A 6,506-nucleotide genomic window follows, 5' to 3' on the forward strand; every position below is an offset into this window, starting at 1 on the left:
CCACGTGTCCCGGTCTCCGCCCGGTGCGTCATCCCTCCGCGTCCGCGTCCCGTCCCGGGGTCTGTCCCGCAGACACGCTCGCGAAGGAGAGTCACGTGACAGCGAAGCCCGCAGCCGCGGCAGCACAGGCCACCGTGTACGGCTACCCCCGCCAGGGCCGGAACCGTGAACTGAAGAAGGCCATCGAGGGCTACTGGAAGGGCCGCGTCGACGCCGACGCCCTCCGGGAGACCGCCGCCGAGCTGCGCCGGGGGACCTGGCAGCGGCTCGTCGAGACCGGGGTCCACGAGGTGCCGACCGGTGATTTCTCGTACTACGACCATGTCCTGGACACCAGCGTCATGGTCGGCGCCGTCCCCGAGCGGCACCGCGAGGCCGTCGACGCCGACGCCCTCGACGGCTACTTCGCCATGGCCCGGGGCACGCAGGACGTCGCCCCGCTGGAGATGACGAAGTGGTTCGACACCAACTACCACTATCTGGTCCCGGAGTTGGGCCCGGATGCGGAGTTCGCCGCCGACTCCGCCAAGCAGGTCTCGGAGTTCCAGGAGGCGCTGGCCCTCGGTCTGACGCCCCGGCCGGTGCTGGTCGGACCCATCACCTATCTCCTGCTCGCCAAGGCGGCCCCCGGGGCGGCGGCGGACTTCGAGCCGCTGACCCTCCTGGACCGGCTGCTTCCCGTGTACGCCGAGGTCCTCGCCGACCTGCGCGCGGCGGGCGCCACCTGGGTGCAGCTCGACGAACCCGCACTCGTCCAGGACCGCACCCCGGCCGAGCTGAACGCCGCCGCCCACGCCTACCGCGAGCTCGGCGGACACGCCGACCGGCCCCGACTGCTGGTCGCCTCCTACTTCGGGCGGCTCGGCGAAGCGCTGGCGGTCCTGGCCAAGGCCCCCGTCGACGGGCTGGCCCTGGACTTCACCGAGTCCGGCGCGGGGAACCTCGACGACCTCGCGGCGGCCGGCGGACTGCCCGGCAAGCGCCTGGTCGCCGGTGTCGTGAACGGCCGCAACATCTGGATCAACGACTACGAGAAGTCGCTCGCCACCCTCGGCACCCTCCTCGGCCTCGCCGGCCGGGTCGACGTCTCGGCCTCCTGCTCCCTCCTCCACGTCCCGCTGGACGCCGCCGCCGAGCAGGGCGTCGATCCGGGGATCGCCCGCTGGCTCGCCTTCGCCCAGCAGAAGACCGAGGAGATCGTCGTCCTGGCCCGCGGTCTGGGCGGCGGCACGGACGCCATCGCGGCCGAACTCGCCGCCAACCGCGCCGACCTGGCCTCCCGCACCGACGCCGCGCTCACCCGCGACCCGGCTGTCCGCGCCCGTACGGCGGCCGTCACCGACGCGGACGGCCGCCGCTCCCAGCCGTACCCGGAGCGCGCCGCCGCCCAACGTGCCCACCTCGGGCTGCCGTTGCTGCCGACGACCACCATTGGCTCGTTCCCGCAGACCACCGAAGTGCGCACCGCGCGCGCCGACCTGCGGGCGGGGCGGATCGACGAGGCCGGGTACGAGGAGCGCATCAAGGACGAGATCCGCGAGGTCCTCTCCTTCCAGGAGAAGGCCGGACTGGACGTCCTGGTGCACGGCGAGCCCGAACGCAACGACATGGTCCAGTACTTCGCCGAGCAGCTCACCGGTTACCTCGCCACCCAGCACGGCTGGGTGCAGTCCTACGGCACCCGGTACGTCCGGCCGCCGGTCCTCGCGGGCGACGTCTCGCGCCCCGGGCCGATGACGGTGCGCTGGACGACGTACGCGCAGTCGCTGACCGCACGCCCCGTCAAGGGCATGCTCACCGGCCCGGTCACCATGCTCGCCTGGTCCTTCGTCCGCGACGACCAGCCGCTCGGCGACACCGCCCGCCAGGTGGCCCTCGCCCTGCGCGACGAGGTGAACGACCTGGAGACGAGCGGAACTTCGGTGATCCAGGTCGACGAGCCCGCGCTGCGCGAGACACTGCCGCTGCGGGCGGCCGAGCACGCCGCGTACCTGGAGTGGGCGACGGAGTCCTTCCGGCTCGCCACCTCCGGGGTGCGTCCGGACACCCAGATCCACACCCACATGTGCTACGCGGAGTTCGGCGACATCGTCCAGGCCATCGACGACCTCGACGCCGACGTCATCAGCCTGGAGGCGGCCCGCTCCCATATGCAGGTCGCCCGCGAACTGGCCGCCCACGGCTACCCCCGCGAGGCGGGCCCGGGCGTCTACGACATCCACTCCCCGCGCGTCCCCAGCACCGAGGAGGCGGCGTCCCTGCTGCGCAAAGGACTTGAGGCCATCCCGGCGACACGCCTGTGGGTGAACCCGGACTGCGGCCTGAAGACCCGCGGCTGGCCCGAGACCCGGGCCTCCCTGGAGAACCTGGTCGCCGCCGCGCGGGCGATCCGCGCGGAGCTGCCCACCGAAGCGGCGTGATCCGTGCCCGGTGCGGGAGGCGGTCACCAGCGCTCCCGCACCGGGCCCTGCCCGTACGGCTCCGGAGAGGGCGCCCCCGGCCGAGGCCCCGGCTCGACGCGTCTGCGCAGGCGGGCGGGGGCTGCCGCACTCGCGTCGGCATGGGCCGTCGGCTCCGTCCCGACTACGCTCGGGGGAACGGTAGTTCGGACGCCGGTGGGTCACCCCTACGACGGCAACGCGTTCTTTGGCGCGGTCGGAGTTAGGTTAGCCTAACCAGCGAATACCCGGTTGTGGATCTTTCCGCGACCGGTGCCGCCCCGCGCGCGGGGCGGCACACCCGCACGACCCGCCGCGCACTCCGACCGAAGGACTTCGCCATGTTGCGTGCTCAGGACCTGCCGTCCTGCGAACTCCCCGCGGAGCGTGGGGTGTGAGCGACGGTACGCAGCCGGCTCCCGGACCGGAAGGGCCCCGGGAAGGCCTCGTCGCGGGCGGTGCGCACGGGCCGGACCGGCTACGGGCCCTCACCGCGATCGTCCTGGACGCGCTGGAGAAGGCCGTCCCGGCCCGAGGCGGCCCGCTGCCCGCCGGAGGGCCCGAGGCCGTGGCCCGGAGCACCCTCGCCCTCTGTACCCCGGTCCTGCCGGAGGAGGGCATCGGTCCCGAGGCCGCTCTCGGCGACCTGGTCCGCGCGGTCGCGGAAGGGGCCGCCGATCCGGCCGACCCCGCCTGCGTCGCCCATCTGCACTGCCCGCCGCTCGCCGTCGCCGTCGCGGCGGACCTGGCCGGGGCGGCCCTCAACCCCTCCATGGACTCCTGGGACCAGGCGCCCGCCGCCGGCGTGATCGAAGAGCTGACCACGGCCGCACTGGCCCGCCTGGTCCACCCGACGGCCCCCGCCCCCGACGCCCTCATCACCAGTGGCGGCACCGAGTCCAACCTGGTGGCCCTGCTTCTCGCCCGGGAGCGGGCAGCCCCCGGCGCCCTCCGGGTGGTGACCGGCGTCAACGCCCACCACAGCGTCCATCGCGCCGCATGGATGCTCGGTCTGCCCGCCCCCGTGGTCATCGTCTGCCGCGACGGCCGGATCGACCCGGCCGCCCTCGACGACGCGCTGGCCGCCCTCGCCGGTGCACCGCTGCTGGTCGTCGCCACCGCGGGCACCACCGACGAGGGGCGCATCGACCCGCTGCCGGAGATCGCCCGTGTCGCGCAGCGGCACGCGGCCCAGCTCCACGTCGATGCCGCCTACGGCGGTCCGCTGCTGTTCAGCGAGCGGCTGGCCCCGCTGCTCGCGGGCCTGGAGCACGCCGCCTCCGTAACGTTCGACCTGCACAAACTCGGCTGGCAGCCGGTCGCCGCCGGAGCCCTGGCCGTCGCGGACGCCGGAATGCTCGCGCCGCTGTCCCTGCGCGCCGACTACCTCAACGCCGACGACGACACCGAGGCCGGACTCCCGGACCTGCTGGGCCGCTCGATCCGCACCACCCGGCGCCCCGACGCCCTGAAGATGGCGGTCACCTTCCGGGCGTTCGGCCGCCGAGGGCTCGGCGAACTGGTGGAGCACTGCGTGCGTACGGCACAGGAGCTCGGCCGGGCCGTCGACGCCCGCCCCGCGTTGCGCCGCCGCCCCGGCGACATCGGGATCAGCACCGTGCTGTTCCGCCCCGCGGTGGCCGACGTGCTGCCGGACGAGGCGGGCGACGCCGTGGTCGCCGCTGTCCGCCGTGCTCTGCTCGCCGAGGGGCGCGCCGTCCTCGGCCGCGCGGTGGCGGAAGACGGCGACGGCCGGCGCCGCCTGTGGCTGAAGGCCACCCTGCTGCACCCGGACGCTGCCACCGCCGACCTGCTGCCCCTGCTCGACCTCGTCACGGCGGCGGCGGACCGTGCGGTGGCCGAAGCCGAGGCGGCCGGGGGCACCGATGCCCCCGTGGCGGAGAGGCTGTCGCCATGACGCGCGGGACGCGCCCGGGACGACCCACCGCCGATCCAGCGACCCCCGCCGGAGGAACCCGATGACGCCCGGACCGCGCACACCGCCCCTCGACCTGCTGGGAGTGGGGGCAGGGCCCTTCAACCTCTCTCTCGCCGCGCTCGCCGACGGCGTCCCCGGGCTGCGCACCGTCTTCCACGAACAGCGCCCGGCCTTCCACTGGCACCCCGGGCTGCTGATCGAGGGCGCGACTCTGCAAGTGCCCTTCCTGGCCGATCTGGTGAGCCTCGTCGAGCCCACCAGCCCCTGGTCCTACCTCAATTACCTCAAGATCCGCCGCAGGCTCTTCCCCTTCTACTTCGCCGAGCAACTCCACATCCACCGATCCGAGTTCGACAACTATCTGCGCTGGGTGAGTACCGAGCTTCCCGCCATCCGCTTCGGCCACCGGGTCGACACGGTGGCCTGGAACCCCGGACAGGCCGCGTTCGCCGTTGAGTTCACCCGGCTGGGCCCCGACGGGGAGACGCTCACCACCGGGCTCACCCATGCCCGCAACCTCGCCCTCGGCGTCGGCACGGCCCCTCACGTCCCCGAACCGCTGCGGGAGCTGGTCCAGGACCCGGCCGCCGTCGTGCTGCACTCCGCCGACTACCTCTCCCAGCGGAACCGGCTGCTGGCCGCCCGCCACATCACCGTCGTCGGCTCGGGCCAGTCGGGCGCCGAGGTCCTGCTGGATCTGCTGCGCTCCCGGCCCGAGGGGGCGGAGGGGCTGACCTGGCTGGCCCGTACGCCCGCGTTCGCGCCCATGGAGTACAGCAAGATCGGCCTGGAGCAGTTCACCCCCGACTACACCCGCTATTTCCACGGACTTCCGCAGGCCACCCGGGACCGTCTCCTGCCCCGCCAGTGGCAGCTGTACAAGGGCGTCAGCGGGGAGACGCTCGGGGACATCCACGACGAGCTGTACCGGCGCAGCCTCGGCGGAAGCTGGCCCGAGGTGACCCTCACCCCCGGCATCGAGGTCACCGACGCCACCGTCACCGAGGCAGGGCGCATCGAACTCGGTGTCGAACACGGCCAGCAGGAGGCGCGGGGCCGGCTCGTCACGGACGCCGTCGTCCTCGCCACCGGGTACCGGGAGCGCCCCGTCGACACGCTGCTCGCCGCTCTCGACCCGTACATCGTCCGCGACGAGGCCGGGCGTCCGCAGGTCGACGCGGCCCAACGGCTCGTTCTGGCACCGGAGACAGCCGGTTCCGTCTTCGTGCAGAACGCCGAACGGCACACGCACGGCGTCGGCGCACCGGACCTGGGCCTCGCCGCCTGGCGTTCCGCCGTCATCGTCAACGCGCTGACGGGCAAGGAGTTCTACCCGCTCCCCGAACGCACCGCCTTCACCACGTTCGGCCTCGGCGCGCAGGACCGCGACGACCGGGAACCCGCGTCACGTCCGGCCGGGGAACGGCGGTGACGGCGGTGCCGTAACGGCCGCGGGCCGCGCGGTGGGGTTCACCGTGCGGCCCGGGGCGGGGTGTTCCGAGGAGGGGTCAGCCCTTGCGGGTGTTGATCTCTTCGGTGAGCTGGGGCACGACCGTGAAGAGGTCGCCGACGACGCCGTAGTCGACGAGTTCGAAGATCGGGGCCTCGGCGTCCTTGTTGACCGCGACGATCGTCTTCGAGGTCTGCATCCCCGCCCGGTGCTGGATCGCCCCGGAGATACCCGAAGCGATGTACAGCTGCGGCGAGACCGACTTGCCCGTCTGCCCGACCTGGGAGGTGTGCGGGTACCAGCCCGCGTCGACCGCCGCACGCGACGCACCCACCGCCGCACCCAGACTGTCGGCCAGCGCCTCGATCAGCGAGAAGTTCTCCGCACCGTTGACCCCACGGCCACCGGAGACCACGATCGCCGCCTCCGTCAGCTCCGGGCGGCCCGTCGACTCACGCGCCGTCCGCGACGTCACCCTCGTACCCGTCGCCGCCTCACCGAACGACACCGACAGGGCCTCGACCGTACCCGCCGCAGCACCCGGCTCCACGGGCGCCGAGTTCGGCTTCACCGTGATCACCGGAACACCCCGGGACACCCGGGACTTCGTCGTGAACGACGCGGCGAACGCCGCCTGCGTCGCCACCGGCCCCTGGTCACCGGCCTCCACATCGGTCGC

At 73.5% G+C, this 6,506-nt stretch carries 4 protein-coding genes; 3 read left to right on the top strand and 1 reads right to left on the bottom strand.

Annotated features, from left to right (window positions below; translation table 11 throughout):
* The first annotated feature begins 95 nt into the window (after window positions 1-95).
* The 3 genes from metE to D581_RS0133465 all read left to right on the top strand — a co-directional run bounded on the left by metE (window position 96) and on the right by D581_RS0133465 (window position 5,809).
* Complete coding sequence (gene metE, locus D581_RS0133455) at window positions 96-2,420, top strand: 5-methyltetrahydropteroyltriglutamate--homocysteine S-methyltransferase (RefSeq protein ID WP_018961482.1); 2,325 nt, start codon at window positions 96-98, stop codon at window positions 2,418-2,420.
* Window positions 2,421-2,832: 412 nt separating this feature from the next.
* A complete protein-coding gene (locus D581_RS0133460) occupies window positions 2,833-4,356 on the top strand; it encodes a pyridoxal phosphate-dependent decarboxylase family protein (RefSeq protein ID WP_018961483.1) in 1,524 nt (507 codons plus the stop codon).
* 61 nt (window positions 4,357-4,417) lie between these two features.
* Window positions 4,418-5,809 carry a lysine N(6)-hydroxylase/L-ornithine N(5)-oxygenase family protein gene (locus D581_RS0133465; RefSeq protein ID WP_018961484.1) on the top strand — a complete coding sequence of 464 codons (1,392 nt, stop codon included), beginning with the start codon at window positions 4,418-4,420 and terminating at the stop codon, window positions 5,807-5,809.
* Between the two features lie 76 nt (window positions 5,810-5,885).
* Here D581_RS0133465 and D581_RS0133470 read toward each other — a convergent pair.
* On the bottom strand, window positions 5,886-6,506 hold a 621-nt coding region (locus tag D581_RS0133470; RefSeq protein ID WP_018956752.1), incomplete at its 5' end, for an electron transfer flavoprotein subunit alpha/FixB family protein.

It is taken from the genome of Streptomyces sp. CNB091 (genome assembly GCF_000377965.1).